Origin of the sequence: Humidisolicoccus flavus, assembly GCF_045689595.1 — a bacterium.
Classification (GTDB): Bacteria; Actinomycetota; Actinomycetes; order Actinomycetales; family Microbacteriaceae; genus Humidisolicoccus; species Humidisolicoccus flavus.
Window position 1 is genome coordinate 1,971,589 of sequence record NZ_CP142724.1, and the last position, 17,672, is coordinate 1,989,260.

At 62.6% G+C, this 17,672-nt stretch carries 18 protein-coding genes and 3 tRNA genes; 11 read left to right on the forward strand and 10 right to left on the reverse strand.

Annotated features, from left to right (window positions below; genetic code table 11):
* Positions 1-4: 4 nt before the first annotated feature.
* The 5 genes from manD to U2H20_RS09430 all read right to left on the reverse strand — a co-directional run bounded on the left by manD (position 5) and on the right by U2H20_RS09430 (position 5,693).
* Positions 5-1,234: a D-mannonate dehydratase ManD gene (gene manD / locus U2H20_RS09410; protein WP_430592029.1), complete on the reverse strand. Its 1,230-nt coding sequence runs from the start codon at positions 1,232-1,234 to the stop codon at positions 5-7.
* 52 nt (positions 1,235-1,286) lie between these two features.
* Entirely contained in the window at positions 1,287-2,438 is a 1,152-nt protein-coding gene (dgoD, locus tag U2H20_RS09415) for a galactonate dehydratase (RefSeq protein ID WP_430592030.1), read from the reverse strand.
* Between the two features lie 92 nt (positions 2,439-2,530).
* Positions 2,531-3,376: a carbohydrate ABC transporter permease gene (locus U2H20_RS09420; protein WP_430593627.1), complete on the reverse strand. Its 846-nt coding sequence runs from the start codon at positions 3,374-3,376 to the stop codon at positions 2,531-2,533.
* A gap of 29 nt (positions 3,377-3,405) precedes the next feature.
* A complete protein-coding gene (locus tag U2H20_RS09425) occupies positions 3,406-4,332 on the reverse strand; it encodes a carbohydrate ABC transporter permease (RefSeq protein ID WP_430592031.1) in 927 nt (308 codons plus the stop codon).
* Positions 4,333-4,388: 56 nt separating this feature from the next.
* Positions 4,389-5,693: an ABC transporter substrate-binding protein gene (locus U2H20_RS09430; protein ID WP_430592032.1), complete on the reverse strand. Its 1,305-nt coding sequence runs from the start codon at positions 5,691-5,693 to the stop codon at positions 4,389-4,391.
* A gap of 217 nt (positions 5,694-5,910) precedes the next feature.
* On the opposite strand from U2H20_RS09430, the gene U2H20_RS09435 reads away from it, so the two are divergent.
* A complete protein-coding gene (locus tag U2H20_RS09435) occupies positions 5,911-6,636 on the forward strand; it encodes a FadR/GntR family transcriptional regulator (protein WP_430592033.1) in 726 nt (241 codons plus the stop codon).
* A 66-nt stretch (positions 6,637-6,702) separates the two neighbouring features.
* Positions 6,703-6,930, forward strand: a complete 228-nt coding sequence (locus U2H20_RS09440; RefSeq protein WP_430592034.1) for a hypothetical protein — start codon at positions 6,703-6,705, stop codon at positions 6,928-6,930.
* 381 nt (positions 6,931-7,311) lie between these two features.
* On the opposite strand, the gene U2H20_RS09445 is transcribed toward U2H20_RS09440, so the two are convergent.
* Complete coding sequence (locus U2H20_RS09445) at positions 7,312-7,836, reverse strand: hypothetical protein (RefSeq protein WP_430592035.1); 525 nt, start codon at positions 7,834-7,836, stop codon at positions 7,312-7,314.
* Between the two features lie 112 nt (positions 7,837-7,948).
* On the opposite strand from U2H20_RS09445, the gene U2H20_RS09450 reads away from it, so the two are divergent.
* Complete coding sequence (locus U2H20_RS09450) at positions 7,949-8,218, forward strand: hypothetical protein (RefSeq protein ID WP_430592036.1); 270 nt, start codon at positions 7,949-7,951, stop codon at positions 8,216-8,218.
* 132 nt (positions 8,219-8,350) lie between these two features.
* Here the strand turns inward: U2H20_RS09450 and U2H20_RS09455 are convergent.
* From U2H20_RS09455 to U2H20_RS09465, 3 genes are all read right to left on the reverse strand, one after another.
* A tRNA-Phe gene (locus U2H20_RS09455) sits at positions 8,351-8,426 on the reverse strand.
* A 63-nt stretch (positions 8,427-8,489) separates the two neighbouring features.
* Positions 8,490-8,563, reverse strand: a tRNA-Asp gene (locus U2H20_RS09460).
* A gap of 20 nt (positions 8,564-8,583) precedes the next feature.
* Positions 8,584-8,656 (reverse strand) — tRNA-Glu (locus tag U2H20_RS09465).
* A gap of 300 nt (positions 8,657-8,956) precedes the next feature.
* Between U2H20_RS09465 and U2H20_RS09470 the strand changes: the two genes are divergently transcribed.
* Entirely contained in the window at positions 8,957-10,393 is a 1,437-nt protein-coding gene (locus U2H20_RS09470) for a peptidoglycan DD-metalloendopeptidase family protein (RefSeq protein ID WP_430592037.1), read from the forward strand.
* Between the two features lie 99 nt (positions 10,394-10,492).
* On the opposite strand, the gene U2H20_RS09475 is transcribed toward U2H20_RS09470, so the two are convergent.
* The gene (locus U2H20_RS09475; RefSeq protein ID WP_430592038.1) at positions 10,493-10,984 is read right to left on the reverse strand and encodes an inorganic diphosphatase; all 492 of its coding nucleotides are present in this window, start codon (positions 10,982-10,984) and stop codon (positions 10,493-10,495) included.
* A gap of 48 nt (positions 10,985-11,032) precedes the next feature.
* On the opposite strand from U2H20_RS09475, the gene tilS reads away from it, so the two are divergent.
* The 7 genes from tilS (at position 11,033) to U2H20_RS09510 (ending at position 17,655) form a co-directional block, all read left to right on the forward strand.
* Positions 11,033-12,040: a tRNA lysidine(34) synthetase TilS gene (gene tilS, locus U2H20_RS09480; RefSeq protein ID WP_430592039.1), complete on the forward strand. Its 1,008-nt coding sequence runs from the start codon at positions 11,033-11,035 to the stop codon at positions 12,038-12,040.
* Positions 12,041-12,157: 117 nt separating this feature from the next.
* On the forward strand, positions 12,158-12,709 hold the full coding sequence (gene hpt, locus U2H20_RS09485; protein ID WP_430592040.1) for a hypoxanthine phosphoribosyltransferase: 552 nt from the start codon (positions 12,158-12,160) through the stop codon (positions 12,707-12,709).
* Between the two features lie 138 nt (positions 12,710-12,847).
* Entirely contained in the window at positions 12,848-14,824 is a 1,977-nt protein-coding gene (gene ftsH / locus U2H20_RS09490) for an ATP-dependent zinc metalloprotease FtsH (protein ID WP_430592041.1), read from the forward strand.
* Positions 14,824-15,396, forward strand: coding sequence for a GTP cyclohydrolase I FolE (gene folE / locus U2H20_RS09495; RefSeq protein WP_430592042.1), 573 nt, complete (start codon positions 14,824-14,826; stop codon positions 15,394-15,396). Before ftsH ends, folE begins: the two co-directional genes overlap by 1 nt.
* Positions 15,393-16,649: a dihydropteroate synthase gene (gene folP, locus U2H20_RS09500; RefSeq protein ID WP_430592043.1), complete on the forward strand. Its 1,257-nt coding sequence runs from the start codon at positions 15,393-15,395 to the stop codon at positions 16,647-16,649. Before folE ends, folP begins: the two co-directional genes overlap by 4 nt.
* Positions 16,649-17,167, forward strand: a complete 519-nt coding sequence (gene folK, locus U2H20_RS09505; protein ID WP_430592044.1) for a 2-amino-4-hydroxy-6-hydroxymethyldihydropteridine diphosphokinase — start codon at positions 16,649-16,651, stop codon at positions 17,165-17,167. Before folP ends, folK begins: the two co-directional genes overlap by 1 nt.
* Complete coding sequence (locus tag U2H20_RS09510) at positions 17,164-17,655, forward strand: DUF3180 domain-containing protein (RefSeq protein ID WP_430592045.1); 492 nt, start codon at positions 17,164-17,166, stop codon at positions 17,653-17,655. The genes folK and U2H20_RS09510 overlap by 4 nt, the downstream gene beginning before the upstream one ends.
* Positions 17,656-17,672: the final 17 nt, after the last annotated feature.

Consider the following 17,672-nt stretch of genomic DNA (forward strand, 5'->3'; position numbering starts at 1 on the left):
TGGCTTACCAGTCGTGGACAGTGCCGTCGTGGAGACGGTTGAACGGCAGGTAGGCGGACTGGTACGGGTACTTGCCCGCAGCGTCAACGTCGAGCGTGACGCCGAGACCTGGTGCTTCGCCCGGGTGCAGGTAGCCGTCTTCGAACGTGAAGGACTGCTGGAACACCTCGTTGGTCGCCTCGCCGTGACGCATGTACTCCTGAATTCCGAAGTTGTGGATCGCGAGGTCGAGGTGCAGTGCTGCGGCCATTCCCACCGGGGAGATGTCGGTCGGACCGTGGATGCCCGACTTGATCTGGTACTGCGCTGCGTAGTCGAGGATCTTCTTCATCGCGGTGATTCCACCGGTGTGCGTTACGGCGGAGCGCACGTAGTCGATGAGCTGGTCCTGGATCAGGGTCTGGTAGTCCCAGACCGTGTTGAAGATCTCACCGATCGCGAGTGGCGTCGTGGTGTGCTGGCGCACGAGGCGGAGCGCTTCCTGGTTCTCCGCGGGCGTGCAGTCCTCGAGCCAGAAGAGGTTGTACGGTTCGAGCGACTTTCCGAGCTTCGCGGCCTGGATCGGCGTCATGCGGTGGTGTCCGTCGTGCAGCAGGGGCACGTCGGGGCCGAACTCGTTGCGCACGGCCTCGAACACGGTGGGCAGGTGCTTCAGGTATGCCGGGGTGTCCCAGTCCTCTTCAACGGGAAGCGCGGTGCGCTGCGCCGGTTCGTAGTCGTAGCGCTTGCCGCCAGACTGCGCCTGCGAAGCGACGCCGTAGACCGACTTCACGCCTGGGATCGCCGTCTGCACGCGGATCGCGCGGTAGCCCTGCTCCTGGTGTGCACGGATCGAGTCGAACAGCTCCGGGAGGTCGCGACCACTTGCGTGTCCGTAGGCGAGCAGTCCGTTGCGGCTCGCGCCACCGAGGAGCTGGTACAGCGGCATGTTGGCCGCTTTCGCCTTGATGTCCCACAGGGCGACGTCGACTGCGGCGATCGCAGCCATCGTCACCGGCCCGCGACGCCAGTAGGCGCTGCGGTACAGGAACTGCCATGCGTCTTCGATCCGGTGCGCATCGCGGCCGATCAGCAAGGGCACGACGTGCTCCTGCAGATACGCGACAACGGCGAGCTCGCGACCGTTGAGGGTCGCGTCTCCGAGTCCGACGTGACCTTCATCGGTCGTCAGACGGAGGGTGACGAAGTTCCGGTCCGGACTCGTGACGATGACTTCGGCGGATTCGATGATCATGAGGCTCCTTGATTACGAGAGAGGTGAAACGGGGTGAAGTTGGGGGAGTGGTTTACCACTCGGCGAGCGAGCCGTCAGCGTGACGCCACATCGGTGTGCGCCACTTGTGACCGACCTTGTCGGCGGCGCGGACCGCTGCCTCGTCGATCTCGATGCCGAGACCCGGCGCTTCGAGCAGGTGGATCGTGCCATCGGTGAACGCGAACGGCGCAGGATCGACGAGGTAGTCGAGCACTTCGGCGCCCTCGTTGTAGTGGATCCCGATGCTCTGCTCCTGAATCACGTGGTTCGGGGTCGCGAAGCCGAGCTGCAGGCAGGCCGCGAGCGCGAGCGGACCGAGCGGGCAGTGCGGCGCGATGGAGGCGTCGAAGGTTTCTGCGAGCGCGGCGATTCGTCGTGTCTCTGAGATTCCGCCGGCGTGCGAAATGTCGGGCTGGACGACGGTGACTCCGGCTTGCAGTACCGGCAGGAACTCCTGCCGTGAGTAGAGGCGCTCACCGGTCGCGATCGGCACGCGGGTGCTCTGCACGACGTGCTCGATCATGTGCGAGTTCTCGGGAGTGATCGGCTCTTCGATGAACAGCGGGCGCAGGGGCTCGAGCAGTGGAGCGATGCGGCGAGCATTCGCGAGCGTGATGCGACCGTGGAAGTCGACTGCAACGTCGCGGTGGTCGCCGAGCACTTCTCGGGCAGCCGATACGCGGCTCAGGATCCCGTCAACCTCGGCGACGGTGCCGAGTCGGCCCATCTTGCCGCTCGCGTTCATTTTGACGGCGGTGAGTCCTGCGGCGATCTGCTCGCTGATGACGTCGGCGACCTCGTTGGGGTCGTCACCGCCGACCCAGCCGTAGACGCGGATCTTGTCGCGAACGTGGCCGCCGAGCAGCGCGTGCACCGGGACGCCGAGGCGCTTACCGGCGATGTCCCACAGCGCCTGGTCGATCCCGGAGATCGCGCTCGCGAGCACTGCGCCGCCACGGTAGAAGCCACCCTTGGTGAGCGTCTGCCAGTGATCTTCGATCCGTGCCGGGTCCTGGCCGACGAGGTATTCGGCGAACTGCTCGACCGCGGTGCGAACGGTTTCGCTGTATCCCTCGAGGCTCGCTTCACCCCAGCCGACGATGCCGTCGGTCGTGGCGATTCGGACAAACAACCATCGCGGTGCAACCAGGAAGGTTTCGACGGTCTGGATCGTGCTGCTCACTGCGGTTCCGTTCTTCAAAGCTCGAATACGTCGGTATGTGGACGCAAAAGGAGGGGGTGGGTGCCGGTCCCTGCACCCACCCGTGGGAGGAGTTATCCCTTTGTCGCGCCGGCGGTGAGGCCGGAGACGACGTATCGCTGCGTGAACAGCGCGATGATCATGATCGGTACGGTCACGACCACCGATGCAGCCATGAGGCCACCCCAGTCGATCGAGGCGTATCCGACGAAGTCGAAGATCGCGACTGGCAGCGTCTTCGTGTTTGCGCCGGAGAGTACGAGCGCGAACATGAAGTTGTTCCAGGAGAAGATGAACGCGAGGATCGAGGCCGTTGCGATTCCCGAGATCGAGAGCGGCAAGGTCACTCGGAGGAACGCGCCGATCGGCGTGAGCCCATCGACTTGTGCGGCCTCTTCCAGCTCCTCTGGGAACTGATCGAAGAACGACATCATGATGTACACGATGAGCGGCAAGGAGACGAACATGTGCGACAGGATCAGCACTTCGTAGCCACCGACCATGCGCAGGTTCGAGAACACGTAGTACCACGGCACCAGCAGGCTGACTCCGGGGATCACGCGAGCGAGCAGCACAACGACTGCCGAGCGACGCATCGTGAAGCGGCTCATCGCGAACGCGGCGGGAACGCCGATGATGAGCGAGAGCACCGTCGAGGCGAATCCGACCCAGAAGCTGTTGAAGATGTACTGGGCGTAGTCGCCACGACCGAACACCGTGTCGTAGTTACTCGTGGTCGGTTCGAAGATCAGCGTCTTCGCCGCGTCGTAGATGTCGACGTTCGTTTTGAATGATGCGAGCAGCATCCACACGAGCGGCGCGATGAAGACGAACACGATCAGGATCAGCATGACAACGCGGAACACGCTGTACGGGCGGATCTTGCGCTTGTTGACTGGAGCCGAGACTTGCGAGCTCATTTTCGAGGTCGGCTTTTCAATGAGAGTGGTCATGAGTTCACGCTTTTCTTTCGACGGATCGTCAAGACCCACACGATTGCGATGATGAGCAGGAAGAACAGGACGAGCACGGTCGATGCGAGGCCGTACCGGTTGTAGTCGAAGCTCAAGCCGTAGGCGTAGATGTTGAGCGTCTCGACTTCGTGGAACGAACCGCCACCCTTACCCTTCGTGGCGTACAGGATGTCGAAGGTCTTGAGCGCGTCGATGCTGCGGAGCAGCACTGCCGTGATGAGCGTCGGCATGACCAGGGGCAGTGTGACGTGCCAGAAGCGCTGCCATGCGTTTGCGCCATCGACCCGTGCGGCCTCATCCGGCTCGTCCGGCAGGCTCGTGAGTCCTGCGAGAAGAATGAGGACGACCATGGGCGTCCACTGCCAGATGTCGACGAACATGAGCGTGGGGAGCGCGGTCGACTCCGATGAGAGCCACGGCTGCGGTGGAATGCCGAGCCAGCCGAGGGCCTGGTTTGCGAATCCGATGTTCGGATCGAAGATGAGGCGCCACATCATTCCGACGGCAACGGGTGTTGCGACGAGTGGCAGGAGGATTGCGACGCGGACGAGACCCTGTCCGCGGAAGGGGCGCCACAGCAGCAGCGCGATGCACATACCGAGCACGAGCTCGACGATCAGGACGCCACCGGTGAAGATCACGGTGCGCCAGACTGCTGGCCAGAAACGGTCAGTGTTGCTGAGCTCCGTGATGTAGTTCTTCAGGCCGACGAAGTCGAAGGCGTTTCGGACTGAACCGGAAGCGTCGGTGAGGCTGATGTAGACGGTCCACGCGAGCGGGAACGCGATCAGGATTCCGACAAAAATCATCGCGGGGGCTGCGAAGAGCCACATACGGTGCTTGTTTGCCCACTGCGAAGCACGACCCGAGATTTTGAACCCGGGAGCCGTAGTTGAAGACATGGTGATCCAATCGGTGGTGCCGGCCCGAGGGCCGGCACCACGTGGTGGGGATGGGGTTACTGTTCGTCCTCGAGGAACGTGGTGAACTTCTCTTGCGCGTCTGTGACTGCCGCGTCGAGGTCTCCGCCAGTGATTGCGATGACGATCGGGTTGCCCACGATCTCGCGTGCTTCAGGAACGTTGATCACGACTGGTCGGTCCTGGCCGACGCCGTTCTCGGTGCTCTGGATGATCGCGTCAGCGAGGTCGTCCGGGTAGCTTTCGATTCCTGCTGGGTCTTCCCAAACCGAGGTGCGTGGTCCTGGGACACCCTCTTGCTGGATTTCGAGCTGCTTCTCCTTGGAGGTTGCCCACTCGATGAACTGCCATGCAGCGTCCTTGTTCTGCGAGAACTCGTTGATTCCGAGTGCCCATGAAGGGATGTTGTATGGGCGTGATCCGTCAGCTCCAGCTGGGAACGGTGCGAATCCGACAGTGTCGGCAACGCGGGAGTTCGCTGGGTCGGTGGCGTTCTTGTAGAGGCTGTCAGCTTCGGTGTAGAAGGCTGCCTGGCCCTGCGTGAAGATCGCCATCGCTTCTGACCAGCTCATGTCGGTGCTGACGTTCTCCGGGCCGAACTCACGAATGAGGGTTCCGTAGATGTCGTACGCGCTCATGGCTTCTGGGGTGTCGAGTGCGGCGTTGCCGTCCTCGTCGATGAATTCGCCACCTTCAGAGAACAGGAAGCTGGAGAACTGGGTGACTGCTGCTGCGCGACCGGTGCGTGCAACGAAGCCAGCGGTTCCCGGGTTCTGTTCCTTGATGGTCTCTGCTGCGACGAGGAGCTCGTCGAGCGTCGTTGGAACTTCGAGACCAGCTGCTTCGAGCAGGTCGGTGCGGTAGTAGAGCACTTCGCGCTCGGTGATGATCGGGACACCGATCACTTCACCTTCGAACGTGACTGCCTCGACCGGTCCGGCCTGGAAGTCGCTCCAGTCCCACTCGGCGTTTTCTGCAACCTGCTCGTCGAGCGGGGTGAGGTAGCCGTTGGTTGCGAAGAGCTTCGCTTCCTGCAGTGGGCGGTACATCATGACGTCGATGTCCTCGGCGCCGGCGTTGAGCTTGACGTTGTACTGGTCGGAGAGCTGGTCTTCACCGAGCTGGGTGACGACAACTTCGAGGCCAGTGGCTTCTTCGAATTCTGGGATCGCATCGCGGATGATGTCGGTCCAGACGTGGTTCACGAGAGTGACGTTGAGCACGCCCTCATCTGATCCGCCGCCGGCCGAGCAGGCCGTGAGTGTGCCCGCGGCCGCGACTGTCGCGACAGTGAGCGCCGCAGCCCGGAACGCTGTCCGGGAGCGTGGGGAACGTAACTTCATTGTGACTCTCCTCAGAGTGATGCTTCATTGCAAAGTCCGCCGGGGCGGGGTGTATCTCCGTTTGGGATGCTAGTGAATAAGTAAGACATATTGCAACACCTGTCTTCACACATATGATGTGAAAATGAGTTCGGTGCAAGAAGGCATATCTGAAGACTCCAATGGCGGGGTATCTTCCATCCTTGGTTTGCACGCGCAATCGTTGAGTGCGCTTGGCATGGCAATCGCTGAAGGATCCCTCCCCGCTGGGAGCACAATCACGGGTGAAGAGCTCGAAGAACGCCTCGGTGTTTCTCGCTCCGTCGTGCGCGAAATCGTTCGCAAGCTCGAGGTGCTCGGAATGGTCACATCCCGCAGGAGAGTAGGGGTGACGATCCTTCCGATGCCCAATTGGAACGTGTTCGACATCCAGGTGATCCGGTGGCGACTGGCCTCGAAGAGTCGCATCACCCAGCTGCGGTCGCTGACCGAACTGCGCAGTGCAATCGAGCCGGAAGCAGCGAAGCTGGCGGCGGTTCGAGCACCCCTCGCACAGGCCAGTGACCTCGTCGGAATCGCTGGTCGGCTCTATGCAGCCGGTCGCGCTGGCGACCAGGAATTGTTTCTGAAACTTGACATTGAGTACCACGCGCTCGTCATGGAGATGAGCGGCAACGAGATGTACACGAAGCTCGACAACACGGTCGCCGAGGTCCTCGCAGGTCGAATGCACTACGGCTTGAGCCCCAAGTATCCGCACGAGGAGGCGCTCGCGCTGCACAGTCAGGTCGCAGGGGCCATTCAACGTGGCGACGGAGACGCGGCGAAGGTTGCGATGGGCCGGATCATGGAGCGCAGCCTCGAAGAAATGATGGCGGTGTGGGGCGAGGAGCATGGCGAAGCGAGCGATGCGGACGCCCCGAACGTACTTCGTCCGCTTCCGACCGAGCACCACGGCGCATAGCCGGGAAACGTCTGTACTTCTTCAGTTTTTGCCGCGCTCGGGCGCTCGCGCACATAGGATTTGGCTATGTTCGAGATGACGAGTGAAGCCAATACGTACATGCTCATGGCAGGCATCGCCCTGCTCATCATCGGTGGAATCGTCACCTTCTGGAACCTCCGCCAGCACGGCAAGGCGATGGCCGCAGGTGAAACGCCAGCCGTGCCACTCGCGAAACGTCCAGGCTTCTGGCTCGGCTACGGCATCAATTTCGTCGGGATCATTCTCGTCGCGATCTATCTGATCGCCCAGTAGCGCACCAATCACCCCAGGAGCGCACCACTCACCCCAGTAGCGCACCAATCGCCCGGCGGGACGCCGATTGCTCGGTGAGGCACGGATTACCCGAGTAGCGCACCAATTGCCCGGCGGGACGCCGATTGCTCGGTGAGGCACGGATTACCCGAGTAGCGCACCAATTGCCCGGCGGGACGCCGATTGCTCGGTGAGGCACGGATTACCCGAGTAGCGCACCAATTGCCCGGCGGGACGCCGATTGCTCGGTGAGGCGCCGATCACCCCAGTCGCGCACCGATCACCTCAGTTGGAGTCTGTGACCGCCCGTTGGAACGCCGATTGCGCAGTAGGAACTCCCCAACCGGGGCGAGTCTTGCGCGCTCTTGCTTGTCGACGTGGTTAAGCGGCGATGCCCCAAGCGGCGTCGTTCGCAGTCAGCTGTTGCTGCCGTTCGTGGCGGAGCACCGGTCCCGGCGACACTGCAACACCGCGCGACTGCGCGACCTCGGTGATCGCTTCTCGAAGGTCGGTCCAGTCCCGCACGGTTTGCGGAAATCCGAGATAGTCGCGGAATCGAACAACCTGAAGCAGAAAGCCGCCAGTGGTCGGGGTGAGCGTCATGATCGTGTCGTCCTCGCTGGAGAACTTGATGGAGAAGGTCCCGTCGGGTCGCGCAAAGAACGACTTCGGCTTTTTCGAGGCGGCTTCCGTCACGATCTGGTGGGCGACTTGCTCGGGCGCGTGGATCACGAGTGTCTTTGCGAACTCTGCGAGCACGGGAGGGAGGCGCTTGTCGGCGAACTTCTTGCCGAGATTCGCGCCAGCGCCCGCCGCTTTCTTCCGCGCCCAAATTTGGAAGATCGGGAGACCGACCACAATGACGAGCAGGCCGATGATGAGCAGCGTATACAGCGCAGGATCCATAGGAGAAGGCTACGAACGGAACCTGAACATATGCCTGAGAGTGCGGTTCATAGCTTTTTGAGGGCGAGCGCAGGGTTACGATCGGTGCATCGAAGCATTGGGGGATGCACTCATGAAACTCGCTCTTGGCCTCACGGCCGCTGTTCTCGGCCTCTCGCTGCTGACAATCGGTGTCCTCGCGGCCATGACTTTCAGCGGAGTCCAACCGGCTCGCGTCGAATCGCTCGTCGGTCTCGGGTTCGCTGCCATGTGGTCCGCTGCTGGGAGCGCGATTCTTCTCATTGTGCTCGCCGTGCTTCGCTCAGTGCGTCTCGCCCGCGATGCTCGAGCGCGGGAATCGGCTGAGGCCTTGCCCCGCACGGACCTCACCGAGCCTGCGTAGGAACTGAGCCCTGCCTCGATGGTCGTGGTGTTTCGACTGTCGATGACTGTATGGATGGCTGTACGGATGGCTGTACCTTGCCCGGAGGGAGACGCCCGGGCAAGAAAAAACCCCCGAGTTATCGGGGGTTTGTGGTGGCTCCGACCGGCATCGATCCGGTGACCTTTCGATTTTCAGTCGAACGCTCTACCAACTGAGCTACAGAGCCCCGAGTGCCAAAAAGGCACCCGAGAAGGATATGGCCCCTTCGAAAAGGGGCCTGTCGCCTTCGCGACCCTGACGGGACTTGAACCCGCGACCTCCGCCGTGACAGGGCGGCACGCTAACCAACTGCGCTACAGGGCCATACTATGAGCACCGGAGAGTGACCCCAACGGGATTCGAACCCGTGCTGCCGCCGTGAAAGGGCGGTGTCCTAGGCCACTAAACGATGGGGCCATGCGTCCAGGACTCATAGCTACCAGCAGATGACATTACGGACTTCTCGCGCTCAATGCAACTTGAGCGAAATGTTCCGGCGTGTTTCCCCGCTGGCGGTTGTGCAGTGAAAAGCATACTTCCCAAATCGCTCCAGAAAAAATCGAGGTCGTCTTTGGTGCGACACGCTCGCATCCGGGGTTTCAATCTCTAGTTGAAGGTTGGTACAGTAAACGCGCACACGACTGTCCGTTTGGTGGTGCAGCGCATCCGCGCTCCACGTGCAGCCATACAACGGTCCCGCACGGCAAAAGGATGGACATGACGACTCAGGCACATGCCGCGAGCCCGCAACGACGCACCTCGGTGTTCCGACTGATCTCGCTGACCGCAGCGCTCGCAGTCGGTGTCTCCACCGCATTCGTCGGTGGCCTCCCCAGTGCACAGGCAGTCGATCCGTTCGGGTTCCCCGAATGGTCTGACGTCGAAAACGCGCGTCAAAATGAATCGGCGAAGAACGCCGAGATCAAGAACATCCGCAGCCTGCTCGAGCAGCTCGAAACCGAAGTGCAGAGCACGCAAGCAATCGCCGATCAGCGCGCTCTCGAAGCGATCGACGCGCAGGAGAAGTACGACGAGGCAATTTACGAGGCCGACCAGCTGCAACAGCGTGCAGACGCTGCCACCGAGAAGGCCAAAGAATCCGAGCGACTCGCATCACGGCTCGCAGCGGAAATCGCGCGCACTGGCGGAAGCGGAGAACTGAGCGCGGAACTGTTCGCGAATCCGGGCAGCGCCGACGACTGGCTGTACCGTCTCGGGCAGCTCGACATGGCCGCCGGAAATGCGGACTCGGTCTACGCTTCGGCGCAACAGGACTCGAACTCGGCCTCCGCGTTGCAGAGCCAGGCGGCGGTCGCTCGCGACGAATTGCAAATCTTAAGCGACGAGGCGCAGGCAGCGTTCGAACAAGCCGAAACCGCTGCAATCGCTGCGCAGTCCGCGCTCGAAAAGCAGCAGAACAATCGAGCGGTCCTCGAAGCACAGCTCAGCGTTCTCGTTGAAGATCGCGCCGCGACCGAAGCGGACTACAACGCGGGTGTGCGTTGGAAGGAATTCATGGAGGCCGAGCGTCTCCGAAAAGAAGAAGAGGCGCGACAAGCGCGACTCGAGGCTGAGCGTCAGTGGCGTGCAGAGCAGCAGCGTCTCGCTGACGAACGCGAACGTGCCCGTCAAGAGCAGATTCGTCAACAGCAGGAGGCCGCAGCGAACAACCCTGGGCCCGCCCCCGCGCCTGCCCCGGCGCCCTCGAACCCGGGTGGTGGAATCGCAGCGCCGAACCCACCTGCCGCGAGCGGATGGGTGGTGCCCCAGTTCGGTCGCATCACCTCAGGGTTCGGATGGCGCACTGATCCACTCGGGCGTGGCACAAGGCTGCATGGCGGTCTCGACATTGCGGCAGGATGCTGGGCACCCGTTTACGCCTCAGCGGCCGGCACCGTTTCGCTCGTGTCTCGCGATGCGGCTGGAGCAAACTTCGTTTCGATCAACCACGGTGGCGGAATCATCACCGACTACTACCACTTGGCAGCGCGAGCGATCGTCAATCCCGGCCAGACGGTTTCGCCGGGGCAAGTGATTGGCTATGAGGGAATGACAGGTCTTGCGACCGGATGTCACGTGCATTTCCAGGTCCGCTACTTCGGGACCCGCATCGATCCCTTGCCGTTCCTGAGGAACCAGGGCGTCTCGATTTAGCGACAGCGATCGTTCTGGCAACAGCGAAAGGGCCCGAGGAGCATGCTCCTCGGGCCCTTTCGCTGTGTGCCGGGCGAAATCGCCTCAGCACGAACGGTCTCAGTGACCTTCTTCTGCAAGCTTCTTGATGCCGGCTTCGACGGTCGCGATGGCGTCTGCTGCGCCGTCCCAGCCACCGAGCTTCGCCCACTTCCCGGGCTCGAGGTCCTTGTAGTGCTCGAAGAAGTGCTCGATCTCTTTGCGGGTCTGCTCAGGGACATCGTTGATGTCCTGGATGTGCGCCCAACGTGGGTCCTTCGCGGGAACGGCGATGACCTTCGTGTCGATGCCGCCGTCGTCCTCCATGTTCAGCTGTCCCACTGGGCGGACCGAAACGCCAACGCCAGGGAAGAGCGGGTACTCGAGAAGGACCAGCACGTCGACCGGGTCGCCGTCGAGGCCGAGTGTGTTCTCGAAGTAGCCGTAGTCGGTGGGGTAGACGAAGTTCGTGAAGAGTACTCGGTCAAGGAACACGCGACCGGTCGCGTGGTCGATTTCGTACTTGTTGCGGCTGCCTTTTGGGATCTCGATTACTGCGTCGAATGCGGTCATGCGGAAAGCTCCTGAACCTGGTGATGAATGACGCAATAACATTACTTCATGCCCATTGACAGTTCCGAGCGCCGACCGCGCCTCACCCCGGCGATTGCAGACGTCCGGCGTGCGGTTCGCGAATCCTTTGATGGACTCCCCGAAGGAGCCCTCATCCTGGTCGCCCTGAGCGGTGGTCCTGACTCGCTCGCGCTCGCAGGAGCCGCGGCATTCGAGGCTCCACGTGCCGGGCTCCGTGCCGGGGCAGTGATCATCGACCACGGTCTGCAAACCGGTTCCGAAGCGGTCGCGGGCCGCGCGGCGGAACAGGCCAAAGCGCTCGGGCTCGACCCTGTCATCGTTCGTACCGTCCAGGTCACCGGCGAGGGCGGCCCGGAAGCTGCTGCCCGTCAGGCGCGATACGGCGCAATTCAGCAGGTCCGTTCTGAAACCGGCGCGAGCTCGATCCTGCTCGGGCACACGCTCGACGACCAGGCGGAAACCGTGCTCCTCGGTCTCGCTCGAGGCTCAGGCCCCGAGAGTCTCTGGGGTATGCACCCGGTGATCGGGCCGATGCGTCGCCCCTTGCTGCAGGTTCGGCGGCTCACCACGCACCAGTTCTGCGAGGACAGCGACCTCGAGCCGTGGAGCGATCCGCACAACTCCGACCCTCGGTTCGCGAGGGTGCGAGTGCGGCAGAGCGTGCTTCCCGTGCTCGATGCCGAACTCGGCGGCGGTGTCGCCGAGGCATTGACTCGCACGGCAGATCAGCTCCGAGAAGATGCAGAGGCGCTCGCCCGCTTCGCTCAGGAGCAGATCGGCGACCTCGTTGAGCACGCTGAGGGCGGGCTCTCGCTCGAAGCCGGTGCCCTCGCGGCAAACCCGCCGGCGCTGCGCCAGCGCATCATCCGACTCGCCGTCTCGAGCGAGTTCCATGTTTCCTTGTCGAGGCAGCAGACGCTCGAGGTCTCGCGACTCGTGACGGACTGGCACGGCCAGGGTCCGATCCACCTGCCCGGTATTCGCGTGACCCGCGACGGTCGCAAGATCATTTTCACGGCGGCAGAGCACTCCTGAGTTCGCTGCTCCGGCACTGGCCGCAGTCGGAGACGAAGGACCGGGGCACGCGAAGCAGCAGTCGAGTTCGTTAGGCTCTTGCTACTGCTTTGCACGCGTACGAAGGAACCGCTTTTTATGGACTCGCACCACGTCGAAAACGATCTCTCCAAGATTCTTCTCACCGAAGAGCAACTGCACGACAAACTCAACGAGCTTGCTCGCGAGATCGAGCGTGATTACGAAGGCAAAGACATTCTGCTCGTCGGCGTGCTGCGCGGCGCGGTCATGGTGATGGCGGACCTCTCTCGCGCATTGAACCGTCACATCGAAATGGACTGGATGGCGGTCTCCTCCTACGGTTCCGGCACCACCTCAAGTGGTGTCGTTCGGATCCTGAAGGACCTCGACACCGACCTCACCGATCGCCACGTCTTGATCGTCGAGGACATCATCGACTCGGGGCTCACGCTCTCGTGGTTGCAGTCGAACCTCCGCAGTCGCGGCGCTGCGAGTGTCGAGATCTGCACGATGCTTCGCAAGCCCGACGCCTTGAAGGTCGAAGTCGACGTCCGGTATTGCGGATTCGACATCCCGAATGAGTTCGTCGTCGGCTACGGACTGGACTACGCCGAGAAGTATCGAAATCTCCGTTCGATCGGTGTGCTCGCACCGCACGTCTACGAATAACAATCGCGTTCGACGCCACCGGATTGGCGTCCAGATCGCGGCCATTAGGGCTGTGAGCGAACAGGCTCCAGACGGCTGGGTGCCACGGGATACCCTGTGTTCAGCAGCCCGCGACGGTCGCCGGCATGGAATAGGAACATGAACTTCAAGAAACTGTTTCGGGGCCCGATCCCGTGGATTGTCATCAGCCTGCTGGTTCTTGCGATCGTGCTCCCGTTTATTTTTTCGCCGCAGTTCCGCACGGTCTCGACCGATAAGGGCATTGACCTCATCGAGGGCGGCACCGTCAAGGAAGCTCGCATCGTCGATATCGAGCAGCGCGTCGATCTGATCCTCACGAAGGCAGACGGCGACAACGGCACGCACGTTCAGTTCCACTACGTTGAGCCTCGCGGTGCGCAGATCATCGCTGCGATCGACAACGCAGATCCCGCCGACGGTTTCACCGATGAGGTCCCTCGCGGCAACTGGCTCGGATCGATGCTCTCGATCCTGCTCCCAGTCCTGCTCCTGGGTCTCGTGTTCTACTTCCTGCTCACCCGGCTGCAAGGTGGCGGGCGCATGGCGCAGTTCGGGAAATCCAAGGCTCAAATGATGTCGAAGGACATGCCGCAGGTGAAGTTTGCGGATGTGGCTGGCGCTGAAGAAGCCGTCGAAGAACTCGAAGAGATCAAAGAATTCCTCTCTGACCCGGCGAAGTTCCAAGCCGTTGGTGCTCGGATCCCGAAGGGCGTGCTGCTCTACGGCCCTCCCGGAACAGGAAAGACCTTGCTCGCGCGTGCCGTCGCCGGAGAAGCAGGCGTGCCGTTCTACTCGATCTCGGGTTCGGATTTCGTCGAGATGTTCGTGGGTGTCGGTGCGAGCCGCGTTCGCGACCTCTTCAAAGAGGCGAAAGAAAACGCACCGGCGATCATCTTCGTCGATGAGATCGACGCCGTCGGTCGCCATCGTGGCGCGGGGATCGGTGGCGGCAACGACGAGCGCGAGCAGACGCTCAACCAGTTGCTCGTCGAAATGGACGGCTTCGACATCAAGACGAACGTCATTCTCATCGCTGCGACGAACCGTCCGGATGTGCTCGACCCAGCGCTGCTGCGTCCGGGCCGCTTCGACCGTCAGATCGGTGTCGATGCACCCGACATGAAGGGTCGTCAGCACATTCTGAGCGTGCACGCGAAGGGCAAGCCGGTCGCTGAAGGTGTTGATCTCTCGGTCGTCGCTCGCAAAACGCCAGGGTTCACTGGTGCAGACCTTGCGAACGTCCTCAACGAAGCTGCACTCTTGACCGCGCGCAATGGCGCAAACCAGATCGATGAGGCCGCGCTTGACGAGGCAATCGATCGAGTCATGGCCGGCCCGCAGCGTCGCTCTCGCATGATGAACGACAAAGAAAAGCTCATCACCGCGTACCACGAGGGTGGACACGCGCTCGCTGCTGCAGCGATGCGCCACTCCGCGCCCGTTACGAAAGTCACGATCCTTCCGCGTGGCCGTGCGCTCGGATACACGATGGTCGTCCCGATTGACGACAAGTACTCCGTCACCCGCAATGAGCTGCTCGACCAGCTCACCTATGCAATGGGTGGTCGCGTCGCTGAAGAGATCGTGTTCCACGACCCGACGACCGGCGCATCCAACGACATCGAGAAGGCCAGCAGCATTGCTCGCAAGATGGTGACCGAGTACGGAATGACTGCCTCGCTCGGCGCGGTCAAACTGGGTTCGGCGGCCGGAGAGCCACTCATGGGCCGGGATTCCGGCGGGCGCGACTACTCGGAGTCCGTTGCGCAACGCATCGACGACGAGGTCCGGGCGTTGATCGAAGGTGCACACGACGAAGCTTGGGCGGTGCTCAACGACAACCGTGACGTGCTCGACCAGCTTGCTCGCGAACTCATCGACAAAGAAACGCTCGATCACCGCGAACTCGAACGCGTCTTTGCGGCCGTGAAGAAACTCCCGGAGCGCGAACAGTGGCTGTCATCGCAGCAGCGTCCAGTGAGCGACCTGCCTCCCATCGAACTGCCGGTTTCGCAGCAGGTCGATGAGGTGGCCGCGGTCGACGAGCCGGGAGATACCCCGAGCAGCGACTCCGAGGGATCGACACCGGTCTGATGGCGATCGATCGGCCTCGAATCGAAGCGGCGATCCGCGAGATCCTCGCTGCGATCGGCGAAAACCCGGAACGTGACGGTCTGCGGGACACTCCGCGACGCGTCGGCGAAGCGTTCGGTGAGTATTTCGCTGGCGTCGATCAGTCGCCGCTCGTACATCTTGCGGATTCAGAGTCGCTCGGTGATGCGACCGGTGAACTCGTCCTCCTGCGCGACATCGAGTTCCGTTCCATGTGCGAACACCACCTCCTGCCGTTCACTGGCACTGCGCACGTCGCGTATTTACCGGGAACACGGATTGTCGGTCTCGGGCGGATCCCACGTGTTGTCGAGACCATTGCCTCGCGCCCGCAGATCCAGGAGCGTTTGACCGAACTGATCGCGGATGCGCTCGTTGCAGGCCTCGATCCGCGAGGTGTACTCGTGGTCGTTGAAGCCTCGCATGGCTGCGTTGCCGCGCGAGGTGCTCGTCAGGCGAAGTCCTCGACGGTCACCCTTGCAAGTCGCGGCGAGCTCGCAGACCCGGTGCAGCGCGCTGAAGTCATCACGCTCATCGGGGAGTCGCGCTTATGAGCGAATCACGGCCTCCGCACTCCGACCAGGGAACGATCAGCCCGGGAGTTCGCCCGGAAATCTGGGGGATCCTCAACGTCACGCCAGACTCGTTCAGCGACGGTGGTCGCTACGTCGACGCGGGGGCGGCGATCGCGCACGCTCGCCGGATGCGGCTGCAAGGCGCAGATGTGATCGATGTCGGCGGTGAATCGACGCGACCCGGTGCAGTGCGGGTCCCGCCCGCTGAAGAGCAGGCGCGAGTACTGCCGGTGATTCGCGAATTGAGCGCCGAAGGCTTCACCGTCAGTATCGACACCTACAACGCCTCGACCGCGCGCGCCGCGAGTCTTGCGGGTGCGAGCATCGTCAATGACGTGAGCGGAGCGACGCTCGACTCCGAGATGGCGGCGACGATCGCCGAACTGGGCACGAGGTACGTCCTCACTCACGCGCGAGGCGCCGACGTCACGAAGAACACCCGGTATGCCGACGTCGTGAGCGATGTCGCTGCGGAGATCGAACTGCAGCGTGACCGCCTGATCCAGGCTGGCGTGCACAGACAGCAGCTGATTCTCGACCCGGGTCTCGGATTCTCAAAGGACGGCAGCGACAACTGGGCGCTCCTCGCCGGGATCCCTCGATTGAAATCGCTCGGGTCGCCCGTGCTGATCGGCGCGAGCCGGAAGCGCTTCTTGGGCGCGCTCCTTCCCGCCGATGCGCCGATGGAGGCGCGAGATGCGGGCAGCGCAGCGGTTGCGTTGTTGGCCGCGCAGGCGGGTGCTGATGCGGTGCGTGTGCACGACGTCGTGCAGACCAGTCGCGTGCTCGACGTCTTCTCCCAGTTCAGCCTCGTACCGACCAACCCTGCAGACGACGCGGCGAGCGTCACTGCGTCGGGCCGCTCGATCGCCGCGAACGACATGATCACGCTCACCGGTCTCGAAGCGTTCGCGCATCACGGCGTCTTCGAGCACGAACGGGAGCACGGTCAGCGTTTTGTCGTTGATGTCGTCGTGTGGCTCGACGCCTCCCGCGCCGGCGCAAGTGACGATCTCGCGGCGACCGTGCACTACGGGCTTCTGGCAGAAGACGTGGTTGCCGCAGTCGAGTCGAGCCCTGTGGATCTCATCGAGACGGTTGCAGAACGGATCGCGGCGGTCGTCCTTCGATACGAAGCCGCACAGCGAACGCGGGTCGTGCTCCACAAGCCGAGCGCTCCCATCTCTGTGCCGTTCGCAGATGTTTCGATCACGATTGAGCGGAGCAAATAGTGTTCCTTGCGCACCGTGAGGCCGTTCTCTCGCTCGGCAGCAACCTCGGCAATCGTGAGCAGATCGTTCGTCGGGCGATCGAGGCGCTTCGAGCCCATCCAGAGCTTCGGGTGACTGCAGTCTCCAGCCTCTGGGAATCGCCATCGTGGAAGCCAGAAGGTGAGGGCCTCGGTCCCGATTACATCAACGCGATCGTGCTCGCGACGACCGCAATGGCGCCCACGGAATTGCTCCATGAGACGCAGGCTCTCGAGAACGCGTTCGGTCGCGAACGAGCCGAGCGCTACGCCGACAGGACCCTCGATGTCGACATCGTCGCGTTCGGAATCGAGCAGCAAACCTCCGCAGAGCTGACACTGCCGCATCCGCGCGCGCACGAGCGTGCCTTCGTGCTGCATCCCTGGACGGAGGTCGATGCGAATGCTGAGCTGCCGGGTCACGGTTCCGTGGCCGAGCTCGCCGAATACTGCGATGGCGATGTTTGGCTTGCTTCCAACCAGGCGGAGGATGCCCGGTGACCCGCACAAGCCCGTGGCCACTCATCGGTTCGGTGGTGGTTGCAGGAATCCTCGGTTTCGCATTTGAGCAGATGCTGTCCGGCTCCGGCAGGACCGTGTACGTGCCGCCATTGGCGATGAGCATTGCGTTGCTCGCGGTCGCTGCGCTTTCGCTCGGGATCGCGTGGCCCGTGCGCCAGCAGAGCCGAGGCAAGAATCGACGTCGAGTGCATTACCGGCAGGCGATGAACGCGCTCGTGCTCGCAAAAGCATCGAGCATCGTCGGCTCGTTGTTCCTCGGCGCAGCGGGAGGGTTCGTCCTGTATTTCTCGACCCGCGTCGTCGTACCGGGAGAGCCGCTCACGCTTTCGATCGTCGCGGCCGCCGCCTCGCTCGTGCTGATCGTCGCGGGGCTCATCGCCGAGTCGTGGTGCGTGGTTCCGCCCGACGACGAGAACACGGCTCAGGGCAAGGCTTCGCCCGGCAACGCCGAACCCGCCGCGGGATAGACCGTCGTCGATTTGCT